General features: G+C 72.9%; 19 protein-coding genes. 9 read left to right on the top strand and 10 right to left on the bottom strand.

Going from position 1 to position 24,324, the window contains the following annotated elements:
- Positions 1 to 48: 48 nt before the first annotated feature.
- Entirely contained in the window at positions 49 to 372 is a 324-nt protein-coding gene (locus O7543_RS23035; protein WP_281567216.1) for an MGMT family protein, read from the bottom strand.
- A 61-nt stretch (positions 373 to 433) separates the two neighbouring features.
- Between O7543_RS23035 and proB the strand changes: the two genes are divergently transcribed.
- Positions 434 to 1,543 (top strand): glutamate 5-kinase, encoded by a 1,110-nt coding sequence (gene proB / locus O7543_RS23030; RefSeq protein ID WP_281567215.1) that lies wholly within the window; start codon positions 434 to 436, stop codon positions 1,541 to 1,543.
- A 47-nt stretch (positions 1,544 to 1,590) separates the two neighbouring features.
- Entirely contained in the window at positions 1,591 to 2,835 is a 1,245-nt protein-coding gene (locus O7543_RS23025) for a glutamate-5-semialdehyde dehydrogenase (protein ID WP_281551934.1), read from the top strand.
- Between the two features lie 35 nt (positions 2,836 to 2,870).
- On the opposite strand, the gene O7543_RS23020 is transcribed toward O7543_RS23025, so the two are convergent.
- From O7543_RS23020 to O7543_RS23000, 5 genes are all read right to left on the bottom strand, one after another.
- Positions 2,871 to 3,659, bottom strand: coding sequence for a prenyltransferase/squalene oxidase repeat-containing protein (locus O7543_RS23020; RefSeq protein WP_281567504.1), 789 nt, complete (start codon positions 3,657 to 3,659; stop codon positions 2,871 to 2,873).
- A gap of 127 nt (positions 3,660 to 3,786) precedes the next feature.
- Positions 3,787 to 4,947 carry an adenylyltransferase/sulfurtransferase MoeZ gene (gene moeZ, locus O7543_RS23015; RefSeq protein WP_123606213.1) on the bottom strand — a complete coding sequence of 387 codons (1,161 nt, stop codon included), beginning with the start codon at positions 4,945 to 4,947 and terminating at the stop codon, positions 3,787 to 3,789.
- A gap of 156 nt (positions 4,948 to 5,103) precedes the next feature.
- Entirely contained in the window at positions 5,104 to 5,994 is an 891-nt protein-coding gene (locus tag O7543_RS23010; protein ID WP_281567214.1) for a DUF3152 domain-containing protein, read from the bottom strand.
- 208 nt (positions 5,995 to 6,202) lie between these two features.
- Positions 6,203 to 7,120, bottom strand: coding sequence for a DUF3152 domain-containing protein (locus tag O7543_RS23005; RefSeq protein ID WP_281567213.1), 918 nt, complete (start codon positions 7,118 to 7,120; stop codon positions 6,203 to 6,205).
- A gap of 187 nt (positions 7,121 to 7,307) precedes the next feature.
- Complete coding sequence (locus O7543_RS23000) at positions 7,308 to 9,305, bottom strand: hypothetical protein (protein ID WP_281567503.1); 1,998 nt, start codon at positions 9,303 to 9,305, stop codon at positions 7,308 to 7,310.
- A gap of 1,175 nt (positions 9,306 to 10,480) precedes the next feature.
- Between O7543_RS23000 and O7543_RS22995 the strand changes: the two genes are divergently transcribed.
- From O7543_RS22995 to O7543_RS22980, 4 genes are all read left to right on the top strand, one after another.
- Positions 10,481 to 11,119, top strand: a complete 639-nt coding sequence (locus O7543_RS22995; protein WP_278173588.1) for a TetR/AcrR family transcriptional regulator — start codon at positions 10,481 to 10,483, stop codon at positions 11,117 to 11,119.
- Positions 11,120 to 11,185: 66 nt separating this feature from the next.
- Positions 11,186 to 11,410, top strand: coding sequence for a DUF3107 domain-containing protein (locus tag O7543_RS22990; RefSeq protein ID WP_278173586.1), 225 nt, complete (start codon positions 11,186 to 11,188; stop codon positions 11,408 to 11,410).
- Positions 11,411 to 12,074: 664 nt separating this feature from the next.
- Positions 12,075 to 13,799 carry a DEAD/DEAH box helicase gene (locus O7543_RS22985; protein ID WP_281551938.1) on the top strand — a complete coding sequence of 575 codons (1,725 nt, stop codon included), beginning with the start codon at positions 12,075 to 12,077 and terminating at the stop codon, positions 13,797 to 13,799.
- The gene (locus tag O7543_RS22980; RefSeq protein WP_281555735.1) at positions 13,796 to 15,004 is read left to right on the top strand and encodes an SAM-dependent methyltransferase; all 1,209 of its coding nucleotides are present in this window, start codon (positions 13,796 to 13,798) and stop codon (positions 15,002 to 15,004) included. Before O7543_RS22985 ends, O7543_RS22980 begins: the two co-directional genes overlap by 4 nt.
- On the opposite strand, the gene O7543_RS22975 is transcribed toward O7543_RS22980, so the two are convergent.
- The gene (locus O7543_RS22975; protein WP_281567212.1) at positions 14,991 to 15,950 is read right to left on the bottom strand and encodes a hypothetical protein; all 960 of its coding nucleotides are present in this window, start codon (positions 15,948 to 15,950) and stop codon (positions 14,991 to 14,993) included. The two genes, O7543_RS22980 and O7543_RS22975, sit on opposite strands and share 14 nt — an antisense overlap.
- Positions 15,951 to 16,086: 136 nt before the next feature.
- Here O7543_RS22975 and O7543_RS22970 point away from each other — a divergent pair, with 136 nt between their 5' ends.
- Complete coding sequence (locus O7543_RS22970) at positions 16,087 to 17,052, top strand: NlpC/P60 family protein (protein ID WP_281551940.1); 966 nt, start codon at positions 16,087 to 16,089, stop codon at positions 17,050 to 17,052.
- 49 nt (positions 17,053 to 17,101) lie between these two features.
- On the opposite strand, the gene O7543_RS22965 is transcribed toward O7543_RS22970, so the two are convergent.
- Both O7543_RS22965 and O7543_RS22960 read right to left on the bottom strand, forming a co-directional pair.
- Complete coding sequence (locus O7543_RS22965; protein WP_281551941.1) at positions 17,102 to 19,372, bottom strand: DEAD/DEAH box helicase; 2,271 nt, start codon at positions 19,370 to 19,372, stop codon at positions 17,102 to 17,104.
- Between the two features lie 24 nt (positions 19,373 to 19,396).
- Positions 19,397 to 20,512: a glycerophosphodiester phosphodiesterase gene (locus O7543_RS22960; RefSeq protein WP_281551942.1), complete on the bottom strand. Its 1,116-nt coding sequence runs from the start codon at positions 20,510 to 20,512 to the stop codon at positions 19,397 to 19,399.
- Positions 20,513 to 20,681: 169 nt separating this feature from the next.
- Between O7543_RS22960 and O7543_RS22955 the strand changes: the two genes are divergently transcribed.
- Together O7543_RS22955 and O7543_RS22950 are read left to right on the top strand one after the other, a co-directional pair.
- Positions 20,682 to 22,016: a potassium transporter TrkG gene (locus O7543_RS22955; protein WP_281567211.1), complete on the top strand. Its 1,335-nt coding sequence runs from the start codon at positions 20,682 to 20,684 to the stop codon at positions 22,014 to 22,016.
- Positions 22,009 to 22,683: a TrkA family potassium uptake protein gene (locus O7543_RS22950; protein ID WP_281551944.1), complete on the top strand. Its 675-nt coding sequence runs from the start codon at positions 22,009 to 22,011 to the stop codon at positions 22,681 to 22,683. The genes O7543_RS22955 and O7543_RS22950 overlap by 8 nt, the downstream gene beginning before the upstream one ends.
- A gap of 37 nt (positions 22,684 to 22,720) precedes the next feature.
- Here the strand turns inward: O7543_RS22950 and O7543_RS22945 are convergent, their stop codons facing one another.
- The gene (locus O7543_RS22945) at positions 22,721 to 24,310 is read right to left on the bottom strand and encodes a serine/threonine-protein kinase (RefSeq protein ID WP_281567210.1); all 1,590 of its coding nucleotides are present in this window, start codon (positions 24,308 to 24,310) and stop codon (positions 22,721 to 22,723) included.
- Positions 24,311 to 24,324: the final 14 nt, after the last annotated feature.

The following is a 24,324-nucleotide window of genomic DNA, read 5'->3' as shown; positions in this document are numbered from 1 at the left end:
TACGTCATTCTCCCGGAGTTACGTACCCCAGCCCTCCACTCGCGGGTCTCACCCGCCGTACTGCGGCGGGTACCAGGCGGCGGCCTTCATGTCGACGAAAACGCCGTCGGCGCGCAACGGGCAACCCTCGGCGTGCAGCAAAGCAGAGGCGCGCTCCTCATGCCCCGGCGGCAGCCGGCCGGCCGAGGAAACCACCCTGTGCCAGGGGACGGCGGAGCCGTACCGCGCCATGATGTTCCCGACCAGGCGGGCAGAACAACGCCCGGAAAGCTCAGAAAGCGCGTCGGCGACCGCGCCGTACGACATGACCTTCCCAGGTGGGATGCGTTCGACGAGCGCCAGCACTTCCTCCACGTACTCCTGCGGGGTCACGCGCGCCACGATATGAGATCTCGCGCCAGGCGTCGCCGGGCAGGGAAGCAGAATGGGGATCGTGCGTGCCGCAGTTACCCAGGCGAAGCGGGTCGTCGTCAAGATTGGCTCCTCCTCCCTCACGACAGCGGGCGGCGGCCTCGACGGCGACCGGGTCGACGCCCTCGTCGACGTTCTCGCCTCCCTCACGAACGACGGACGGGAAGTTGTGCTCGTCTCCTCCGGGGCGATCGCGGCCGGGCTCGCGCCGCTCGGGCTGACCCGACGCCCAAATGACCTGGCCACCCAGCAGGCGGCGGCCAGCGTCGGGCAGGGGCTGCTGATCGGCCGGTACGCCGCCAGCCTGGCCCGGCACGGTCTGACGACCGGCCAGGTGCTGCTCACCGTCGACGACGTGACGAGGCGGGTGCACTATCGCAACGCGTACCGCACGCTGCGCAAACTGCTCGACCTCGGCGCGATCCCGATCGTCAACGAGAACGACACCGTCGCCACCGACGAGATCCGGTTCGGCGACAACGACCGGCTGGCCGCCCTGGTCGCCGCCCTGGTCCACGCCGACCTGCTGGTGCTGCTCTCCGACGTCGACGCGCTCTACACCGGCGACCCGGCGAAGCCGGCCAGTGAACGGATCACCGAGGTGCGCGACGCCGCCGACCTGGCCGGGGTGGCGATCGGCAAGGCCGGGCGGGCCGGGGTCGGCACCGGCGGCATGGTGACCAAGGTCGAGGCGGCCCGGATCGCCACCGGCTTCGGTATCCCGGTGGTCCTCACCGCCGCCCCGCTCGCCGCCGAAGCACTGCGCGGTGAAGCGGTCGGCACCCTGTTCCACCGGGTGGAGCGCCGGCCCGCTGCCCGGCTGTTCTGGCTGGCGCACGCCACCGCACCCCGTGGCCGACTGCACCTGGACCCCGGCGCGGTGCAGGCGGTGGTGGCCCGCCGCAAGTCGCTGCTGCCGGCCGGGATCACCGCCGTCGACGGCACCTTCACCGCCGGCGACCCGGTCGACCTGGTCGACGCGGCGGGTGCGCCGGTGGCCCGTGGGCTGGTCAACTACGACGCGGTGGAGTTGCCGACGCTGCTGGGCCGGTCCACCGGCGAGCTGGCCGCGGCGCTGGGGCCAGGATACGAGCGGGAGGTCGTGCACCGTGACGACCTGGTGCTCCTATGACCACACGACATTCGAGTGACCACACGACATTCGAGGAGAAGCTGACCATGAGCGTGACCGAGCAGGCCAAGCGGGCGCGGGTGGCCGCCGACGAGCTGGTCACCGCGACCCGGGCGGCCAAGGACGCCGGGTTGCTGGCGATGGCCGATGCGCTCGTCGCCCGTACCGCCGAGATCGTGGCCGCGAACGCGGCCGACCTGGACGCCGGACGGGCCAACGGCCTGTCGACGGCGATCCTGGATCGACTGGCGCTCAATGAGAAGCGCATTGAGGACATGGCGCAGGCGTTGCGGGAGATGGCCGGGCTGGCCGACCCGGTCGGCGAGGTGGTGCGCGGTTCGACGCTGCCGAACGGTCTGGAACTGCGGCAGGTGCGGGTGCCGTTCGGGGTGGTCGGCATCATCTACGAGGCGCGGCCGAACGTGACCGTCGACGCCGCCGGGATCTGCCTGAAGTCGGGCAACGCGGCGCTGCTGCGCGGCTCGTCGTCGGCGGCGCACTCCAACGCGATCCTCGTCGAGGTGCTGCGGGACGCGCTGGCCGGCGTCGGACTGCCGGCCGACGCGGTGCAGCTGCTGGACGCCTCGTCGCGCGACTCGGTCAAGGAGCTGATGCGGGCGCGCGGCCTGGTCGACGTGCTGATTCCGCGCGGCGGGGCGGACCTGATCCGCACCGTGGTCGAGGAGTCGACGGTGCCGGTGATCGAGACCGGCGTCGGCAACTGCCACGTGTACGTCGACGCCGCCGCCGACCTGGACAAGGCCCTCGCCGTGGCGGTCAACTCGAAGACGCAGCGGCTGTCGACCTGCAACACCGCCGAGTCGCTGCTGGTGCACGTGGACGTGGCGGCGGCGTTCCTGCCGAAGCTGCTGAAGGAACTGCGGAACGCGAATGTGACCGTGCACGGCACCCCGGAGGTCGCGGCGTTCTCGGCCGACGTGGTGCCGGCCACCGACGACGACTTCGCCACCGAGTACCTGTCGGCGGACATCTCAGTCGCCGTCGTCGACTCACTCGACGCGGCGGTGACGCACATCAAGCGGTACGGCACCGGGCACACCGAGGCGATCGTCACCGACTCGGCGAGCGCCGCCCGTGAGTTCGTCGCCCGGGTCGACGCGGCCGCGGTGATGGTGAACGCGTCGACCCGGTTCACCGACGGCGGGCAGTTCGGCTTCGGCGCGGAGATCGGCATCTCCACGCAGAAGCTGCACGCCCGTGGGCCGATGGGGCTGCCGGAGCTGACCTCGACGAAGTACGTGGTCACCGGCGACGGCCACCTGCGCGGGTAACCCCACCCGACGGCGGGCGCGCACCGGGAGGCCGGTCAGCGGCAGGCGCGGATCGCGGCCAGGACGACGTGCACCTCGAACGGGTCGCCCGCGTCGCTGTCCCAGCCGCCGTCGCTGCGCTGCGTGCTGGCCAGCCGGCGGCGGGCGTTGGTGAGCAGCCAGTCGTCGTCGGCCAGGCCGGCCCGGCGTAGCGCGGCGGCCAGCTGGGCGACGTCGCCGGGGGCCATGGTGGCGAGCCGGTCGTTGAGCACCACCTGCATCCGGGCCGACTCGTAGAACATGGTCTGCCGGTAGAGGGTGGCGGCGGCCAGCCAGCCGGCCAGCAGGTACGACGGCCAGGTGCCGTCCGGGCGCATCTGGGCAGCCAGGTAGTGGGCGGCGCGCTGTGCGGCGGCGCGGTGGCCGGGGTCGCCGGCGCCGTCGGTGTCGGCGACGCTCAGCCAGTAGCCGGCGTTGGCGGTCAGGTAGTAGGTGGCTTCCGGGTCGCCGGGCCGTGCCCAGTCGGGTGCCTCGGCGGCCAGGCTCTCGTCCTCTTCCCAGCTGCCGTCGGCCCGTTGCCGGCCGGCCAGCCAGTCGAGCGCCTTGCGGGCCGGTGGCCGGTCGAGCGCACCGAGGTCGTCCAGTTCGGCGAGCCGGAAGCAGGTGGCGTCGACCGAGGCGACGTCGCCGGCCCAGAAGGCGGGCCAGCCGCCGTCCGGTGCCTGCCCGACCTCGGCGCTGGTGAGTGCGTCGGGCTGCGGGGCGGTCCCGGTCCGCAACCAGGACAGCCGGGCCCGGTCCACGGTGTCGCCGTGCGCGACGACGAACCCGATGGCGGCATCCATATCGACCACGGACGACAGGCTACCGCCGGGTCCGCCGGTCCGCCTCGGTAACTCAGTCAAGGTCAACTAGCCGGCCGGTGACCGGTGACCGCCGGCCCGGGAGGGCGGGCGGCCACCGGCCGCTGGATCAGTAGCTGGGCAGCGACGGGTCGATCTGCTTGACCCAGGAGAGCACCCCGCCCTGGACGTGCACGGCGTCGGCGAAGCCGGCGGCCTTGACCGCGGCAAGGGCCTCGGCCGACCGTACGCCGGACTTGCAGTGCAGCACGATCTGCCGGCCCTGCGGCAGCTTCGCCAGGGCCTCGCCGTTGAGGAACTCGCCCTTGGGGATCAACGTCGAGCCGGGGATCTTCACGATCTCGTACTCGGCCGGCTCCCGGACGTCGATCAGGAAGAAGTCCTTGCCGGCGTCCTGCCAGTCCTTCAGCTCGCGGGCGGTGATCGTCGAGTCGACAACCGCTTCCTCGGCCTCGGTCGACACCGCACCGCAGAAGTCGTCGTAGTCGATCAGCCCGGTGATCGGCTCGCCGTTCGGGTCCTTACGGATCTTGATTACCCGGTAGGTCATCTCCAGTGCGTCGTAGACCATCAGCCGGCCGAGCAGCGGGTCACCGATGCCGGTGATCAGCTTGATCGCCTCGGTGACCATGATCGATCCGATCGAGGCGCAGAGCACGCCGAGGACGCCGCCCTCGGCGCAGGACGGCACCATGCCGGGCGGCGGCGGCTCCGGGTAGAGGTCCCGGTAGTTCGGGCCGTGCTGGTCCCAGAAGACGCTGACCTGACCGTCGAACCGGTAGATCGACCCCCACACGTACGGCTTGCCGAGCAGCACGCAGGCGTCGTTGACCAGGTAGCGGGTGGCGAAGTTGTCGGTGCCGTCGAGGATCAGGTCGTACTGGCCGAAGATGTCGAAGACGTTGTCGTTGTCCAGCGACACGTCGTGGATCTGGATGTTGACGTACGGGTTGATCTCCCGCACCGACGAGGCGGCCGACTCGGCCTTGGACCGGCCGATGTCCGACTGGCCGTGGATGATCTGACGCTGCAGGTTCGACTCGTCGACGGTGTCGAAGTCGACGATGCCCAGCGTCCCGACACCGGCCGCGGCCAGGTACATCAGGGCGGGTGAGCCGAGCCCGCCGGCGCCCACGCAGAGCACCTTGGCGTTCTTGAGGCGTTTCTGGCCGTCGACCCCGACATCCGGGATGATGAGGTGCCGCGAGTAGCGGCGGATCTCATCGACGGTCAGCTCGGCGGCGGGTTCGACGAGCGGGGGCAACGACACGGTGAACTCCCCGGGATCGGCAATGCTGGCTGCGCTATTGTTGCTCGCTCCGCGCCGACTCGGCCATGAGTAGCGACACCGCCCGCCATCCGGGATCCGGGAATAGCCGTTCCCCGTGCGGATCGGCACCCGGCACCGTGGACCGGTCGCTCCCGGTCAGGTCATCGGTGGTCCGGTGTACCGCTCGCCGTCCAGGTACGGCCAGCCGTTGGCCACACAGCCCTGCATCCCGTACGTCTGCTGCTGCATCACCGGAGCGGGGCGGCCGGGTGCCGGGCACAATTCGTGGCCCATGCCGAACTGGTGACCGACCTCGTGGTTGATCACGTAGGCGCGGTACTCGGCGAGTGTCCCGTCGTAGTGCGGCACCGCCTCCAGCCAACGTGCCAGATTGATGATCACCTGACCGGGCAGCCGGCACGAGGTGTACTTCTCGGTGGTCAGCCCACCGAGCGCGCACATCTGCTCCGAGGTGCCCGGGGTGGCCAGGTAGATGGTGAACTCGGCGGCGTCGACCCGGGACACCCGCTGCAGCCGGAACTGCCGGGAGGCGATCCAACTGCGTCCGTCGCCGAGCGTCGCGTCGACGATCGCCGCGAACTCGTCGACGCGCTGACCGGTCCCGTCCTCGACGGCGACCCGGAACCGGCGGAGTTCCCCGGCCCAGCCGAGCAGCGGGCCGGTTCCGGTGAGGTAGCCGAACGTACCCGGCCCGGTCTCCGGGTAGCTGGCTGGCGACGGGGCCGGTGGCAGACCGGCGCCGTCCGACGGTGCGCTGCCGGCGGGTGCCACCCCGCCGCCGGGGCCGGGCTCGTGTACCGCCGCCGCCAGCAGCCCGGTGGCGCCGGAACCGGCTCGTAGGACGTCGGTGACGATCAGCGCCGCCGCCATCGTCACCAGGATGAGTGCCCCGGCCCGGCGACGTCGGCGACGCGCCGCCCGTCGACGCTCCGTCCGGTGATCCCGCTGACGGTCCGGCCCCTGGCGGTCCGGCCGGTTGCCCGGCCGGCGGTCCGGCTCCTCGGTGACTTGTCGTCGGTCGTGCATCGTGGCCCGCCCCTCATGGCGTGCTTCGCCACCCGCGCCGGTCGGACTGGTGCACGACAGGGGGCGAACCGGCGCGAATCCCTGGCCTGACCTGCCCAGATTGTCACGGCATGTCGGTAAGGCCCGAACGACGCGCGGGGACCATCGGTTCAGGGATTCAATCCGACCGTACGCCCCGTATCCTCCGCCGATCCGCTGAGCGCCCCGGTCACAGCGGGGGGCCGGCGTACCGCTCACCAGCCAGGAACGGCCACGGGTTGGCCACACATCCGTTGAGGAACAGCGTCTGCTGCATCATCACCGGGGCCGGTTCGCCCTCCCCCGGGCAGCGCTCGTGGCCGTGGCCCAGCTCGTGGCCGACCTCATGATTGATCACGTACGCCCGGTAGACGTCGAGCGGGACGTCGCCGCTGACGTAGTGGTCGACCGAGAACCGCCAGCGGTCCAGGTTGATGATCGCCTGGCCCTGCGCCCGACACGAGGTGTACGGCTCGCCGTCGATCCGGATGTCCACCCAGCCGGCCTGGCACATCCGGGCGGCGGTCTGCGCCGTGGCCAGGTAGACGGTGAAGTCGTGGCCGGCCTGGTCGGGCACCCGCTGCAGGCGCAGCTGACCGCCGCCGATCCAGCTCCGTTCGTCGGAGAGCAGCTTCTCCACCGCGTCACCGAACGCCTCGACGTCCTCCTCGGAGCCGATCTCCACGGCCACCCGGTAGCGGCGCAGCGTGCCGGACCGGCCAGCGATCTTCCCCTGCTTGGTGCTGAAACCGAACTCGCCGCTGCCGGCCGACGGTGCCGTGCCGGACAGCCGCAGCACCGGCGCGGGTGGCGCGGTGGTCGGTGGCGGGCCGGTCGTTGGGGGCGGTTCGACGCTGGACGTCGCCGCCGTGGTGTCGCCGGGCGGCGCGGCCACCGCGTCCCGATCGCCGCCCACTCCGACCCGGGGCAACGCGAACCCGATCGCCGCCAGCCCGAGCACGGTCACCAGCACCGCCGCCAGCACCGGCCACCGCAGCCGCCGCCGACGGGTACGCGACGCATCCCGCCGCTGCCGGCGGTGCGCCGACCGGCTCCGTGCCCCGGACGGGTGGTCACGGCGGGTCGGGCGGGTACGGCGGTCGGACATCGCTGACCAGCGTGCCACAGCCGACGCCGGTCCGGGCACCCCGGACCGGCGCGTCGGTCCGGGCACCCCGTCCCGCCGACCGGGCCACTGAGCGACCAGTCAGCCCGCCGGACGGTGCCGATCAGGCCGCAGGACCGTGCCGAGCAGGCCGCGGATGCGTGCCGAGCAGGGGCGGTGGCCGTGCCGATCAGGCCAGCAGAGCGTCCAGTCGCCGGTTGACGGCGGCGAGTGTGGCTCTCACCACAGCCTGCCGCGGATCCCCCGAGACGACCGCCGAACCGGCCAGCTGCTCCACCCAGCCACCACAGGCGAGCAGTACGACGACCACCGCCACCTCGCAGCCGCCCATCGGCACCACGGCCGCGTGCTCGACGATGCACCGTCCCCGGTCCGCCGCGCCGGCCGGGCCGGTCAACAGCTTCTCGATCGACGAGGCGGCGGCCACCGCGCACAACCGCAGCACGTACCCGTCGACCGCCGGCCCGGTCGCCACACCGGACGTGGTCCGCTGGCCGGCGGTCAGTCGCACCTCGACGGTGGCGTCCACGCCGAACGTGCTGACCTGCACATGGTCCAGCACGACCCGGGGGCCGGGCCGACCACCCGGGTTCAGCGGCCGGGGCGGCCCGCTCTCCGGCGCGGTGCCGCCCGGCTCCACGCACGGCACAGCGGATGTCGCGGCGGTCGCGCCCGCGCCCGCGTGCCGGGGCGGCGGATCGTCCTGACCCAGCGGCTGTCGGCGGCGGCGCGGTACGTCCGCCGGTTCCGGGGCGACCCAGCCAGGTACGCCACCCGGAGCCGTCAACGGCGGAGCTGTCGAGCCCGGCGGCCGACCCGGCGCCGGCAGATCGGCGCGGCCGGGCAACGCCGGCAGCCCGTGGTCGGGTTCGCCACCCGGCAGGTTCTGCGGGGCCGCCGCCAGGCCCATCCGTTCCTGGAGCAGCCGCGCCACCAACCGGCTCACCTCGGCCGGGTCGGCACCCTCGGACAGGTCGAGCCGGAGGCTGTGGGCACCGGCGTCGGTGGTCCGCAGCGAGGCGTCGCGGACTCCGCCGACGCCGCGTACCGCTGCCAGGATCGCTCCGACGTCGAAGCCTTCCGGCCGCTCCTGCGGCTGGTCGACGACGTCGCCGCGGCGCAGGTGGGACGCGATCCGCGCGAGTTCCGGCGTCTCCGCCGCGTGTTCGACCGGCGGCAGTTGCTGCGGCACGGTCGGCACGTCCGGGTCGGCGGGAACCCGCTGCGGCAACGAGTCCAGCGCGGCAGCCGCGATGGGGGTGGTGGACAGATCCGCCGGGTGTTCGACCGGCGGCAGCGCACCACCGGCCGGCTCGGCGGTGGCCGGTGCCCCAGGCGGCTCCGCGGGGACCGACGCACCAGTCGGCCCGGACACCGTTGCCTCGCCAAGCTCGTCGTCGGCGCGGCGGGAAACCGCCCGGCGGCGGGGCATCAGGCCGTCGGCGTCCCCGCCGCTGTCACCCTGGCCGGGCCGCCCCGGTCCGTACTGCCCGCCGGCGGGAGCCGTCGGCTCGTACTGCTCGGCGGGAGCCGTCGGCTCGTACCGGGGCTGGCCACTGACCGGCCGGTACCCGGCGGCCTGGCCCAGGTCGGCCGGGCGGTCGGGACGCCACGGCAGCTCCTCCGGCACGGTCGGCGGATCCGGCATCGCCCAGCCCGACTCACCGCTCGCCGCGCCCGGCCAGCCACTGCGGTCGTCGCCGCCCCAGCTCGGTGGTGGCGGACCGGACCAGCCGCTGTCAGCCGGGGCGGTCCGGTCGTCGGACCAGCCCGACGGCTCGGCGTCGTCCCGTTCCACCGGGCCGCTCGGCCCACCGGCGGCTTCTGCCGCCCACACCTGACCGCCAGAGTCCGTAGCCGCCCAGCTCGAATCGGTCGGCCCGTCCGTCCAGCCCGGCTCCGGCGCCGGCCAGCGCTGCCCGTACGACCAGTCCGGCTCACCGGCCGGGGGCCCGGACGCCGGCCCGGATGGCGACCCCTGGCCACGCTGGGTCCGATCGCCCGGCACGTCGTCAGCGGGCCGGTCCCAGGCGGCGGAGCTGGTCGGTCGTGGCCATTCACCGGTGGCGCTCTGTCGGTGCCACTGGTCAGCGGCCGGTGCGGCGCTGGTCGGGACCGGCCGTCGCAACTCGTCGGCGGTGCCGGGCCGGGGCCATTCGCCGGTCACCTGCCGGGACCACGGCCCGCCAGCACCTGGACCGGGCCATTCGCCGGTCGGCTGCCGGAGCGGGCCGGCGTTGGACGGCTGCCCAGCGGGCTGCGGCGGTGTGGGGGCGAAGTCGTCGCGTCGGGCAGGTTCGTCACGTCCGGCTGCGTCCGCCGTACGGCCGGCGGGGCTGGCAGCGGACCGGTCGGCCGGCGTACCCGGGGGGCCGGGCCGGTCGGGCGACATCCCGGACCGGTCGGGCGGGAGGTCTGGCCGGTCGGGCGGGAGGTCGGACTGCGCGGAACGCTGCCGGTCAGGCTCGACCGGGCGGTCGTCGGGCTCGGATCGTTGCGCGCCCGGCCGACCGGTCGGCGGCGGCTGGAAGCCCGGTGGGGTGCCGGGGCGGGCCGGCCGGGCCGGCGACACCGGTGCCGCCGAGGCCACCGGCACCGCGCGCAGCGGCGCGGTCGGCACTACCCGGGCCGTCTCCTGCCAGCGCGGCGGCGGGTTGACCGGCGTCGGGGTCGGGCGTGGGTTGTCACCGCCACGGCGCTCGGCGGAGCCACCGGGTGGGGTGGGGTCGTCCGCAGGTCCACCGGCCATCCTGGCGGTCGGCTCGTTGTCGGCCCGTCCGGTGTCCGCGCCGCCCGGCTGGATCGACTCACCGGCCGGCGCGGGGCGTGGGGTCGGCACCACGGTCTCGGCCGGCCCGGAGACCGGCCGGCCGTTGACGGCTGTGGCACGGCCGTTGTCGGCGCTGCGGGAACCACGGGTGGCTGAGCCGCCGCGCGGAGTCCGGGTGAACGGCAGCACCTCGGCGTACCGGGACGGCGGGTCAGCCCAGTGCGGGCCGCTCACCGGTTCGTCGCGGGCGCCCCAGCCGGCATCGGCGCGGTCGGCGTCCGGCCCGACACCGGAGCCGTCCGACCACCGGGTCGGCGACCCCGTCCAACTGCCCATGCCCTGGTCACGACGGTCTCGCGGATCCGCTCCGCCGTCCTCTGGTCCCGGTGCGGCCCCGCGGGGTTCACCTGATTCGTCCACCGTGCGCTCCTCGGTCGCCCCCGCTGAGGCTACCGTGTGCTGACAGTGGCGATAAGTTGCAACGTCGGGCCAATTGACCGGCCAGGTGATATGCACTGATCGTTTCGTTTCTTCGCCGACCAGATGGCCGCGACCGGACTCGGAGGTTCGACATGACCGCTGCGTCGAGCGACGCACAGACAAGCGGCCGACCGGCCCGGATGCCACGGTCCGCCCGCCGCAAGCAGCTGCTCGCCGCCGCCCAGGAGGTGTTCGTCGCACAGGGTTACCACGCGGCGGCGATGGACGACATCGCGGAGCGGGCCGGCGTGTCGAAGCCGGTGCTCTATCAGCATTTTCCGGGCAAGCTGGAGTTGTATCTGGCGCTGCTCGACACACACTGCGACGCCATCATCGCCAAAGTCGCCGCCGCGATGGCCGCGACCACCGACAACAAGGAACGGGTCAGCGGGGCGGTGCAGGCCTACTTCGACTTCGTCGACGAGGAGAGCGGCGCCTTCCGGCTGGTCTTCGACTCCGACCTGCGCAACGAGCCGCTGGTACGGGCCCGGGTGGAACGCGTCGAACGGGAGTGCATCGCGTCGATCACCGACACCATCATCTCGGACACCGGGGTGAGCCGGTCCCGGGCCGAGCTGCTCGCCTCCGGGCTGGTCGGCGCGGCCGAGACCGCCGCCCAGTTCTGGCTGGCCGGCGGTCGACAGGTGCCCAAGGACGAAGCCGAGTCGTTGCTCGCCGCACTCTCCTGGCGGGGCATCGCCGGGTTCCCGCTGCAGGGTGAGGCATCCTGACCACAGCGCGTCCGCATCGGCTAACCTTCGCGTTGGCGTTGTTTTCGCCCACCTCAAGGAGGACCCGTGGAGGTCAAGATCGGCGTGCAGTACGCGCCGCGCGAGCTCGTTCTGGACAGTGCCCAGTCACCGGCTGAGATCGAGCAGATCGTGACCCAGGCAATCACGACCGAGGGGACTCTGTCACTCACCGACGAGCGCGGCCGCCGGGTCATCGTCCCGGTCAGCAAGATCGCGTACGTCGAGATCGCCGAGGCCGCTCCCCGTTCGGTCGGCTTCACCGTCCGCTGACCTGGCCGGACCGGCCCCGAAGCTGCCGAGTCGGCCGCCGGCTCCCAGGGCCGACCGCACCGATCCGGATCGGTTCAGCCTGATCCGGATCGGTCCGCCCGGATCACCCGCCAGATCACCGCGCCGGTCGCGACCGCGGCCCGGTCGCGACTCCTTCGACCGACACCGTTGACGACCGTGCCGTTCGTCACTGCCGCCGTGCCCGCACCACCCAGGCGGCGTGACAAGAACCACAGCTGAGTCGTCGGTCCGGCCGCCGTCGCCGAGGATCTCCACGTCTGCGCGGACCGTCAGCTACCATGGTCAGCAATGCTGCGGCCGTCGAGGATGCTCGAGCGGGGTTCGCGGCGCGCGTGCGGCCCGCGACCTGTCGATCGCGTGTGGCCAGCGCCGTCAACTGACGCACTGCGGCACGCCGCAGACAACGCGTCGCCCCGGCATCGCGGCGGCACTTCGCAGCACCCGCACCGCACCGACACGACGTCGGTGCCGACGACCATCGGACGCGCCGGCTCGGCGCGCCGCACAACCGGCGCCCTTCTGGCACCGACCACAACCGGCGCGCACCCTGCGCGCCGCACAACCGGCGCCGTCGCGGCGCCGCATCCGACACGCGCCCTCAGGAACAGGCGGGGCGCACCACGAGAGGCACCCCCGACACCTGATGACTGACATTTTCGACCACAACGCCGGCGACGAGCCGGCGAAACGCCCACCGGCACGGCCCGACAGCCCCACCTTCGCCGACCTGGGTGCCCGCCCGGAGACGGTGACCGCGCTCGCCCAGGTCGGCATCGTCCACGCCTTCGCCATCCAGGAGTACGCCCTGCCGATCGCGCTGCGCGGCAGCGACCTGATCGGCCAGGCACCGACCGGGACCGGCAAGACGCTCGGCTTCGGCGTACCGCTCATCGACCGGGTGCTCGCCCCGACCGAGGGCGGTGACGGCGTACCGCAGGCGCTGGTCGTCGTCCCGACCCGCGAGCTCGGCCTGCAGGTCGCCAAGGACCTGGCCGCCGCCGGCAGCACCCGCGGCGTGCGGGTGCTGCCGATCTACGGTGGCGTCGCGTACGAGCCGCAGATCGAGACGCTGCGTTCCGGCGTGGAGATCCTGGTCGGTACGCCGGGTCGGTTGATGGACCTGGCCAAGCAGAAGAAGCTGCGGCTGGACCGGATCCGGGCGCTGGTGCTGGACGAGGCCGACCGGATGCTCGATCTGGGCTTCCTCGACGACGTCGAGCGGATCCTGGCGATGCTGCCGGAGGACCGGCAGACGATGCTGTTCTCCGCCACCATGCCCGACCCGATCGTGGCCCTGTCCCGGCGGTTCCTGCGCCACCCGGTGACCATCCACGCCGGGCACACCACCGAGGCGGGCGTCCCTCCGCTGACCCGCCAGGTGGTCTACCGCACCCACCCGATGAACAAGATCGAGATCGTCGCCCGGATCCTGCAGGCCGAGGAGCGCGGGCTGACGATGATCTTCACCCGTACCAAGCGGGCGGCCGACCGGGTCGCCGAGGACCTGGACTTCCGTGGCTTCGCGGTGGCCGCCGTGCACGGCGACCTCGGCCAGGGCGCCCGGGAACGGGCGCTGCGCGCCTTCCGTACCGGAAAGATCGACATCCTGGTGGCCACCGACGTCGCCGCCCGCGGTCTGGACGTCTCCGGCGTCACCCACGTGATCAACTACGACTGCCCGGAGGACCAGGACACCTACACCCACCGGATCGGTCGCACCGGCCGGGCCGGCGCGACCGGGGTGGCGGTGACCTTCGTCGACTGGGAGGACATCACCCGGTGGCGGATCATCGACAAGACCCTCGGGCTGGAGATGCCCGAGCCGCCGGAGACGTACCACACCTCTGAGCACCTCTACGCAGACCTGGACATCTCCCGCGACGTCTCCGGCACGCTGCCCAGCGCCGACCGTACCCGCGCCGGGCTGTCCGCCGAGGTCGAGGAGGACCTCGGCGGCCGCAGCGCCGGCCGGCGGCGGCGCGGTGACGGCGACGGCCGCGCCGAGCGCGGAGCGCGCGGTGACAGCCGGGGCCGGCGGTCGTCGAGGTCCCGTCGCTCCGCCGCGCCGGACGACGCCGACCGGTCCACCGCCACCGCGACGACCGCCGGTGAGGACGGTCCCCCGGCCAGCCGCCGGCCGCGTCGTCGACGGCGCGGCGGTCAGGTCGTCAACGGCGGTGCCGGCACCGACTCCGGAGCTGCGTCCACCGACGGTACGGAGATCGCGGCCGCCGCCACGTCGGACGGCGGCTCGGGCGGTTCGACGCGCCGCCGCCGACGCCGCCGGGGTGGCTCCGGCGGAGCCGGCCGGGCCGAGCAAGTCGGCGGAGCCGGCCGGGCCGAGCAGGGCAGCGGCGGCGAAAACTGACTCGATCCCTCGCCGACGCCCTCGACGACGTCCGGGCGCTGCTGCTCAGCCCGCAGCTCACCCGGGCGGTCGCCGCCGGGCGTCGGCGCAACGCCGCCCCGTCGGTCGTTCGGGCCGAACTCCGGCCGGTCGCCCTGCGGGCCGGTACCCACCTGCAGATCGTCACCAACGACGGCACCCGTCCGGTGACCCGTAACCTGCCGCCGGGTGCCCCCGCCGAAGCCGCAGTCGACCAGCTGCTCGCCGAGCCGTTCGGCAACTGGCACGTCGAGACCAGCACCAGCACCCTGCAGCTGCGGGTGACCAAGAAGGGCACCGCGCAGGTGCACCGGTCGACCGCCGACCGGACCGACACCGGCCCCGGCGACCACGACCGGGCCAAGCGGTACCTGCTGGATCCGGACGACCCGCTGTTCGCCGCGATCGGTGCCAACGCCGCGAAACGCCGCCAGGTCGACGCGTTCCTGCGGGCGCTCGCCGCCACCCTGCCCGACCCGCTACCCGCCGGGCCGCTGCACGTCGTCGACCTGGGCTGCGGCAACGCCTATCTGACCTTCGCCGCCTACCGCTACCTGGTCTCCCGCGGCGGGCAGCCGGTGGTGACCGGCGTCGACGTCCGCGAGGACCAGCGGCGGCGCAACACCGCGCTGGCCGACCAGCTCGGCTGCGCCGGGCAGGTCCGGTTCGTCGCCGGCACCATCCGGCAGGCACCGGTCGAGCCGGCGCCGGACCTGGTGCTGGCGTTGCACGCCTGCGACACCGCCACCGACGAGGCGCTGGCCCGGGCCGTCGACTGGCAGGCCCGGTGGGTGCTGGCCGCGCCCTGCTGCCACCACGACATCGCCGCCCAGCTGCGCCGGCAGCCGGCACCGCAGCCGTACGGGCCGCTGGTCTCCGCCGGCATCCTGCGGGAACGGTTCGCCGACGTGCTCACCGACACGCTGCGGGCGACCCTGCTGCGGGCGTACGGCTACCGGGTGGACGTGGTCGAGTTCATCGACTCCCAGCACACGCCGCGCAACCTGCTGCTGCGGGCCCGGCGTGGCGGCGTACCGGACCGACGCGAGCAGCACCGGGCCTACCGGGCGCTGGTCGACCAGTGGGCGGTGACCCCCCGGCTGCAGACCCTGCTGCCGGCGCCGCCGGACACCGCCGGGTCCGCTGTGTCGGACGCCGCCGGGGCGACCGTGGTCAGTCGACCGTGACGGTGAACTCGGCGGTGTGCACCTCGCCGGCCACCTGGAAGTCCAGGAACATCCGGTAGTCACCGGGGCTCGGGGCGGTCAGCCAGAACTTCACCGCGCCGTCGACCAGCTCGGCCTCCGGATGCACGTGCAGATAGCCGAGGTCGCCGTCGCGCAGCGCGACCAGATGCCCGTACGCGCCGAGGTAGGGCTCCAGCGTCGGAGACTGGCCGGCCTGGCCCACCTCGAACAGCAGCGGCGTCACCACCCCGCGCTGTGCGACCCCGCGCATCCGTACGGTGAAGTCGTCCACCTCGGTGGTGTCGGCGGCGGCCGGCAGGTCGGTCGGCAGGTACTCGCCGGCCACCACGAGGTCGACGCCGAGCGTCAACGCGACCGGCGTACCGTCGGAGTCGCGCAGGGTGAAGTCGGTGTAGAGCCGCCAGATGCCGGCGGCGGCCAGCCGGACCGGGACGCTCCAGGTGCCGTCCGGTGCCATCGTCGGGTGCAGATGCTGGTACCCGGTCAGATCCCGGCGGGCGATGATCAGGTGCATCGGCTTGTCGTGCACCACGTCGAAGGCGGTGACCGGCCGCTGATCGGCGTCGACGATCTGGAAGCGCAGGTCGACCTGCTCGCCGACCGGCAGCTGCCGCCGCACCGGCACCAGGGTGTAGCCGCCGACGCTGACCGACAGGCCGGACACCTGGTCACCGCCGTCGGTGCCGTCGGTGCCGTCGTGCACATGCGGTGTGGTCCCGGGCGGGTGGGTGTGGTCGGCGGCGCCGGCCGCGTACTGGGTGCCGATGCTGGTCGGGGCGGTCACCGCCCGACCCAGGGCGAACCCGGCGAGCATCGCGAGCACGACGGCGGCGACCCCGGTCGCCAGCCGCACGGTGGACGTCCCCTGCCCCACCGGGTCTGTCGGGCCCGTCGGATCGCCGGCACCGGTCACTGTTTCTCCCACCTCGCCGACGGTAGTCGCTGCTGGCCGGCAACGCCTCGGCCGGGTCGTCGACTGGTCGTCGACTGGTTGTCGGCTGTGTCGTCAGCCGTGGCTTCCGCAACGCACCGTCGTTGTACCATCCGTGACCGTTAATAGCTTGGCAAGTAGGGCAGCCGCCCTCGTCACCGCTGTAACCGCCACGTTGCTGCCGGCTCCGGCCCAGGCGCAGGCCTCGATCGCCGAGTTGGACCGGCGGATCGACCAGGCGGCCCACCAGTTGGAGACGGTGGTCGAGCAGTACAACGAGATCCGGCTGGATCTGCGCCACAACCAGGAACGCGCTGGTGGACTCAGCGAAACGATCACCGAACTGGACCGGCAGCTCGCGTTCCGACACGACCAGGTCGGTCAACTCGCGGCCAGCAACTACCGGGTGAACGGTGCCCGACCCGTCGCCACCCTGCTGTCCACCGCGTCGGCGGAACACTTCGTCGACCAGCTGCTCATCGCCGACGTGATCAACCGCGACAACGAGCGGACGATCGCCGAGCTGCGCGACACCCGCGACCGCAGCGAAGCGGCGCGCCGGACGGCGAACGCGCTGATCGAGCAGCAGTTGCTGCAGCAGGAGCAGCTGTCCGCGACGCAGCGGCAGATCGAGTCGGACATCCGGGCGCTGACCGAGCTGCGGGACCGCCAGCAGGCGCTGCTGAGCCGGTCCGGCGCCGCCACCGCCGACCGCAGCCCGGCCGACCCACTGCCCGAGGCGGCGACCGGCAGCGCGGCCAGCGTCGTCGCCTTCGCCCACGCCCAGCTCGGCAAGCCGTACCGGTGGGGGTCGGCCGGGCCGCACTCGTACGACTGCTCCGGGCTGACCTCGGCGGCCTGGGCGACGGCCGGGGTGCAGCTGCCACACAACGCCCGCCGGCAGTTCGGCACCGTCACCCGCATCGGCCGCGCCCAGCTCCGCCCCGGTGACCTGGTCTTCTTCTACAGCAACGTGCAGCACGTCGGGATCTACATCGGGGCCGCCCAGATGATCCACGCGCCGCGGCACGGTGAAGTGGTCCGCGTCGACAAGATCGACCGGATGCCGATCAAGGGCTACGGCCGGCCGGGCTGACTCGGATCAGGCTGACCGGGCCGGGCGACCCCGTCCCGCTCGGACCGGGTCAGTTCGTGGTGGCGAGGGCGAACGGCAGCACCGCCGGGGCGCCGGAGCGCCGCAGCAGCCGGGCCACGGCGGTCAACGTCCAGCCGGTGTCGACCAGGTCGTCGACCAGCAGCACCGGGCCGGTCAGCCCGGACAGCGCCGCAGCCAGCTCCGGCGGCGCGGCGAACGCGTCGTGGACGGTACGGACCCGTTGCGCGCTGTTGCCCCGGCCCTGAGCCGACGGCGGCTCGGCCCAGGCCGGCTCGACCGAGCCGAGCAGCGGCAGCCGACCGACCTCGGCGATCCGTCGGGCGGTGCTGGCCACCAGCTCCGGGTGGGTCCGGGAGGCGACCGCCACCACCCCGACCGGTCGGGCCGGCCACGGTTGGGTGCCGCGCGCCCACTCGCGGAGCACGTCGATCACCGCACCGGCGACGTCGGCCGGCAGCACGGTGTCCGGCCGGCCGGCGGCGAGCAGGTCCCGCAGCCGGCTACCCCACCCCAGGTCGGACAGCCGCCCGACGGCCCGGCCGGGCAGTGCCTGCTCGTCGGGGCCGATCTTGCCGCGCAGCGGTACGCCGACCGCCTCCAGCCCGGTCGGCCAGAGCTTCTTCGGGGGGATCTCCACTCCGGCCCGGCCGAGGAAGGTCTCGGCGGCGCGCAGCGCGTCCGGGCTCACCTCGGACGGCAGCCACCCGCCGGCGCAGCGGTCGCAGCGCCCGCACGGCTGGGCCTGCGGGTCGTCCAGGCAGTGGCGGAGAAACTCCATCCGGCAGCCGGGTCGGCCGGCCGGCGGGGCGGTGTCGGCCGGTACCGCGTACTCCTGCATGATCTGCTGTTCGGCGGTGCGGGCCTGGGCCACCCGGTGCAGCCGGGCGGCGTCGTAGTGCCACGGCTCGCCGGTGGCGACCCAGCCGCCGCGCACCCGGCGCACCGCGCCGTCCACGTCTAGCACCTTGAGCATCAGTTCGAGCCGGGTGCGCCGCAGATCGACGATCGGCTCCAGGGCCTGGGTGGACAGCGGACGACCGGCGTTTTCGAGGGCGGCGAGCACCGAGCGCACCTGTTCCTCGCGGGGGAAGGCCAGTGACGCGAAGTACCGCCAGATCGCCTGATCCTCGGGGCCGGGCAGCAGCACCACGTCGGCGTACCGGTCACCGTCCAGGGCCCGGCCGGCCCGACCCACCTGCTGGTAGTAGGCGATCGGCGACGGCGGCGCGCCGAGGTGCACCACGAAACCGAGGTCCGGCTTGTCGAAACCCATGCCGAGCGCGGACGTCGCCACCAGGGCTTTGATCTTGTTGTCCAGCAGGTCCTGTTCGGCGGCGCGGCGTTGCGCGTCGTCGGACTGGCCGCTGTACGCGGCGACGGCGTAGCCCCGGGAGCGCAGGAACTCGGCGGTCTCGGCGGCGGCCGCGACGGTGAGCGTGTAGACGATGCCGGAGCCGGGCAGCGTTTCCAGGTGGTCGGCGAGCCAGCCGAGCCGGTGCGCGGTGCCGGGCAGGTCGAGCACGGCCAGCCGCAGCGACCGGCGGTCCAGCGGACCGCGCAGCACCAGCGTGTCGCCGAGCCTGCCGTCGGAGGCGGCGTGGTCGTCGTCGGACCGGCTGTCTGCGGTGTCGCCGAGCTGTTCGGCGACGTCGTCGGTGACCCGGGTGTTGGCGGTCGCGGTGGTGGCCAGCACCGGCGTGCCGGGGCGCAGCTCGCGCAGGAAGGTCCGGATCCGCCGGTAGTCGGGGCGGAAGTCGTGCCCCCAGTCCGACACGCAGTGCGCCTCGTCGATGACCAGCAGGCCGGTGGTAGCGGCCAGGCTGGGCAGCACGTTGTCCCGAAAGTCCGGGTTGTTCAGCCGCTCCGGACTGATCAGCAGTACGTCGACGGCGCCGGCCCGGATCTCCGCGCTGACGGTGTCCCACTCGTCGAGGTTGGCGGAGTTGATCGTGCGGGCCTGGATCCCGGCCCGTTCGGCGGCGGCGACCTGGTTGCGCATCAACGCCAGCAGCGGCGAGACGATCACCGTCGGCCCGGCCGGTGCGGTCGGCACCGACCCGGTCGGGGTGGCCGGGTCGGTGCCGGACGAACCGGTGCCGGCGCGCAGCAACGCGGTGGCGATGAAGTAGACCGCCGACTTGCCCCACCCGGTGCGCTGTACGCAGAGCACCCGCCGCCGGTCGACGACCAGCGCCTCGATGGCCCGCCACTGGTCGTCGCGCAACGTCGCGCCCGGCCCGGCCAGCCTGTGCAGCGTCTGCTCGGCGCGGTCGCGCAACTCGGCCCGGTCCACGGTCATGTCGTGGACCGTAGCAAGGACCGTTCAGCGGGTGGCGACGCGGACCGCCACGGCGGTGTCCGGATGGTCGGCGAACAGTCCGTCCAGCCCGAGTCCGTAGAACAGTTCGTACTCTGCGGTGATGTCGCCCCGGGCAGCCGGGTCGGCACCGATGCGGTGGTCGGCCGGCAGGAACTGGTTCTCCGCCCGGAACGTCCAGGCGTGCACCGCCAGCCGGGCCCGGTGGGCGTCGCGGATCAGCGAGGTCGGGGCCAGCAGCGCGCCGTCGGCGTCGCGCGGCACGATCAGGTCCTTGGTGGGCCCGATGGCGTCGGCGTACCGGCTGATCCAGGCGAGCCCGTCCGGGGTGGCCAGGTCGGCGTAGCCGCGCGGGTCACCGGCCACGACGAAGTCGTACGGCCGGCCGCTGCCGCCGAGCAACTGCACCAGCCGCACGTTGGTCATCCGGCTCAGCTTGCGCAGGTTGGCGGTCTCGAAGGACTGGATGAACACCGCATCGGTACGCCGGGTCAGCTTGTTGCGTCGCAGAGTGTCGACCAGTGGCTCCTCCAGCGGCAGCCCGATCGACTGGAAGTAGGTGGGGTGCTTGGTCTCCGGGTAGATGCCGATGGTCCGGCCCAGTCGCCGGCCCTCCGACCGGGCCAGGTCGATGACCTCCTGCAGGGTCGGCACCGTGAACTCACCGTCGAACGCCGTGTTGGTCGGCCGGACCTGCGGCAGTCGCTCCACGGCCCGCAGGGTACGCAGCTCGGCCAGGGTGAAGTCCTCGGTGAACCACCCGGTGACGGAGCGCCCGTCGATGGTCTTGGTTGCCCGCCGATCGGCGAACTCGGCGCGGTCGGCGACGTCGGTGGTGCCCGAGATCTCGTTCTCGTGCCGGGCGACCAGCACCCCGTCGGCGGTCGACACCAGGTCGGGTTCGATGTAGTCGGCGCCTTGACGGATCGCCAGCCGGTACGCCTCCAGGGTGTGTTCCGGCCGGTAGCCGCTGGCCCCGCGGTGTGCGATGACCAGTGGTTTCGGCTCGGCCTGCGGCGGCTTGCCGCGGGCCGCCGGGTCGGTCGCGGTGGCGGCGGACGGGATCGCCATGGTGGCCAGCAGGGTGCCGGCAAGCAGCATGATCGGCAGAGTACGCGACAACGTCATCTCCTCACAGGGGTGTCGCAGGGCGTCGTCGGCGTCAGTGAAGACGCCCCGGGCGACGGGCGGGAGACCGGTGGGCGACGGGCGGTCGGTGACCGGCTGACCACTACATGAATGCCGATCAATCTCTGATATTTTCGGCTTTTGCAGTGGTATGACATCTTTGATGCGCCGGCCGCTGCGAAACCCCGCCCGGATCGTGCCGATCGCGTTCCTCGGGGCGATCGCCGTGGGCACCGTACTGATGATGGTGCCGGCCAGCCGCCAGGGACCCGACGCGGCGCCCTTCGTCACAGCCCTGTTCACCGCCACCTCGGCGGTCTGCGTGACCGGGCTGGCCGTCACCGACACCCCGGCCTACTGGTCACCGCTCGGCCTGGTGCTGATCACCCTGCTCACCCAGCTCGGCGGCTTCGGGATCATGTCGCTGGCCACCCTGCTCGGCCTGCTGGTGTCCCGCCGGCTGGGGCTGCGCAGCCGACTCACGGCGCAGGCCGAGACCAACAGCCTCGCGCTGTCCGACATCCGGCGGGTGCTGCTGCGGATCGCGGCGACGATGCTCGGCGCCGAAACAGCGATCGCCCTCGTCCTGGCCGCCCGGCTGTGGCTGCACTACGACTACCCGCCGCCCCGGGCCCTGTGGTACGGGCTGTTCCACGCCGTCCAGGCGTTCAACAACGGCGGCTTCGCCCTCTACTCCGACGGGCTGGTCCAGTTCGTCGGCGACTGGTGGATCTGCCTGCCGCTGATCGTCGGCGTGGTGGTCGGCGGGCTCGGCTTCCCGGCCCTGTTCGAGCTGGCCCGCGAGCGCAGCCGGCCGCGGCGCTGGTCGGTGCACACCCGGCTGACCGTGTGGGGCACGTTGGCGCTGATCGGCATCGGCTTCGTCAGCATGCTCACCTTCGAGTGGGCCAACCCGCGTACCCTGGGCCCGCTCGACCTGCCGGAGAAGCTGTTGGCCGCGCTGTTCCAGGACGTGATGACCCGGTCCGGCGGGTTCAACACGGTCGACCTGGGAGAGCTCAACCCGGAGACGACGGCGGCCTCCATCGGAATGATGTTCATCGGCGGTGGCAGCGCCAGCACCGCCGGCGGGATCAAGGTGACCACCTTCTTCCTGCTCGCCTTCGTCATCTGGTCGGAGCTGCGCGGCGAGCACGACGTGGTGATCGGCCGACGCCGGATCGCGGCGGCCAGCCAGCGTCAGGCGCTGACCGTCGCGCTGATCGGCGTGGCGTTGGTCGGGGCCGGCACCCTGGCCCTGATCAGCCTGACCGACGACATCGGCGGTGAACAGGCGCTGTACGAGGTGACGTCGGCGTTCGGCACGACCGGGCTGTCCACCGGGATCACCGGCGACCTGCCCGACCCTGCTCAGGTGCTGCTCGTCGTGCTGATGTTCGTCGGCCGGATCGGCAGCGTCACGTTGGGCTCGGCGATCGCGTTGAACACCCGGCGGCGACGGTTCCACTACCCGGAGGAGCGACCCATCGTTGGCTGACCGTACCGGCACCAGGTCCACCCGGACCGTGGTCATCATCGGGCTCGGCCGGTTCGGCGGCCAGGTCGCCGACTCGATGCTGCGGATGGGTTTCGACGTGCTCGGCGTCGATTCCAATCCGGCGGTGGTCCAGCGGTGGGCAGACCGGCTCACCTACGTGGTGCAGGCCGACTCGACCGACACCGAGGCGCTGCGTCAGCTGGGTCTGCGGGACTTCCAGCGGGTGGTGGTCGGCATCGGCTCGGATGTCGAGGCCAGCGTGTTGACCGTGCTCAGCCTCGCCGAGATCGGCGTCACCGAGGTCTGGGCCAAGGCGGTCTCCGGCAAGCACGGCAAGATCCTGCGTTCCGTCGGCGCCCGGCACGTCATCTACCCGGAGGCCGCGATGGGCGACCGGGTGGCGCACCTGATCACCAGCAAGATGCTCGATTTCATCGAGTTCGACGACGGCTTCTCGATCGCCGAGACCCGGCTGCCGAGTGGTACGGCGGGCCGGCGGCTCGGTGAGACCGACATCCGGTCGCGGTACGGAGTGACCGTGATCGGGGTGAAGATGCCGGGGGAACGGTTCACCTACGCCGACCGGGAGACCGAACTTCGTGACGGCGCCCTGCTGATCGTCTCCGGCACCACCGAACAGGTTCAGCGGTTCGCCGCCGCCACCTGACCCGTACCCGCACCGGAGCCGTACCGCCGACGGGGTGCTACCGGACCGGGGACGTGTCGGTGGCAGGCTGACCGGTCGCCGTTTCCAACAGTTCGGTCGTCGCGCCCGCCGCCTGTCCGGCGACCGCCGCGACGGACACGTCGCAGATCAGCTCGTCGAGGTGGAACTCCAGCGGCAGCGTGTTGACCCCGTCGTAGTCACCCGCCAGCTGGAGCTGTGCGGTCGCCCCCGGGGCCAGGGTGGTGGCGTCGGCCGCAGGCCGCAGCCGTACGTCGCCGCCCTGCTGTTCCCACTGCCCGCCCCGCACCGCGGTGAGCCGTTGGGTGCCGGGGAAGGCGAAGCGCAGAGACCAGTCGGTCAGCTCGGCGGAACCGGTGTTGGTGACGGTGGCCGCAGCGACAAACTCCCGTCCGGAGTCGCCGCGCACCGTGTATTCGACCCGGCAGGGCGCCGAGGACTGGGCGGCGAGCCCGAAGTCCGGCGGCGCGGCCACCGCCTCGCGGAACCGGTCGGTGGCGGGTGTGGCACCGGCTCCGGCCCAGACCAGGGCGCTGAGCATCATCAGGCCGACCCCGATCACCACGGCTTCCGCGCGGCGCTGCACCCATGAGGTCCGCAGCCGGCGACGCCGGCCGATGCCGGTCGGGACCGGCAGATCCAGCCCGGTGACCTCGAGCCCGCAGGTGACATCGACGCCGACCGGGGGCGGGCCGTCGTCGGCGGCAGTGTCGGTGTCGGAGCCCGGCCGGTTCGGCAGCGGCGCGACCATCGACGGCGACAGCCCGGCGGCGACCCCGACGGCGGCGGCCAGCGTCTTCGCCACCTCCTCGCTGGTCGGCCGGTCCGCCGGGCACTTGGCCAGGCACCGCAGGGTGAGGTCGACCACCTCCGCCGGCAGTCCGGCGACCGGTGGCATCGGGTCGGGCACGGTGTGCAGGTGTGCCCGCAGCATCTGGGTGACGCTCGCGGCCTGCCAGGGCAGCCGGCCGGTGAGTGAGCGGTAGAGCAGCAGGCCGACGGCGTACACGTCGGTGGCCGGTGAGACCTGGCCGCCGTTGAGGCGCTCCGGCGCCAGGTACGCCGGGGTGCCGAGCAGGTTGCCGTCCGGGCCGACGTCGCTTTCGCCGGCCAACGCGGAGATGCCGAAGTCGACGACCTTTGCTCCCGTGCTGGTCAGCATGACGTTGGCCGGGGTGACATCGCGGTGGACGACGCCGGTGGCGTGCGCGGCGGCCAGCGCCGAGGCGACCTCGGCGCAGGCCACCACCGCGTCCCGCCAGGACAGAATGTGTTCCCGACGCAGCCGGGCGGCCAGCGACTCGCCGTCCACCAGTTCCATCACCACGTACGGCAGGGTGGCTGCGTCCCGGACGGCTTCGCCGTAGTCGTAGACGTTGGTGATGTGCGGGTGGCACAGCCGGGCGGCGGCCTGCGCCTCCACCCGGATCCGGTGGCGGAACACCTGGTCCGGGGCGTACTGCGGAGCGAGGACCTTGATCGCGACCTGCCGGTCGAGGATCTCGTCGTAACCACGCCAGACCACCGACGTCCCGCCGGTGCCGAGCCGTTCGATCAGCCGGTACCGGTCACCGAGCAGTTGCCCGCAGTCGTTCGCCACCCCACCCATGACTCCCGAGTTGC

The sequence above is a fragment of the Solwaraspora sp. WMMA2080 genome (assembly GCF_027497395.1).
In the GTDB taxonomy this organism is placed as follows: domain Bacteria; phylum Actinomycetota; class Actinomycetes; order Mycobacteriales; family Micromonosporaceae; genus Micromonospora_E.
This window is presented reverse-complemented; position numbering and strand designations above follow the sequence as displayed.